The organism is Herbidospora sp. RD11066 (assembly GCF_054661255.1).
On record NZ_BAAGDO010000276.1, the window covers coordinates 1 to 251 of the forward strand.

Consider the following 251-nt stretch of genomic DNA (forward strand, 5'->3'; position numbering starts at 1 on the left):
ATGAATTGAGAGAGGCCCTTATGAGCCTTGGCTTAGCAGTTTCACCTGTGGTTTTGGATTTGCTAGTTTCCAAGTTTGACAAGAGTGGTGGAAAGAACAAGGCTATTGAATATGACAACTTCATCGAGTGCTGCTTGACTGTTAAGGGCCTAACAGTAAAGTTCAAGGAGAAGGACACATCATACTCAGGGAATGCGACCTTTGCGTATGAGGCGTTCATGCTGACTGTTTTGGCCCTCCTCATTGCTTAG

At 45.0% G+C, this 251-nt stretch carries 1 protein-coding gene; it reads left to right on the forward strand.

The features are described 5' to 3' along the window. On the forward strand, nt 1-251 hold a 251-nt coding region (locus ACYQ78_RS39915), incomplete at its 5' end, for a penta-EF hand family protein (RefSeq protein WP_459806200.1).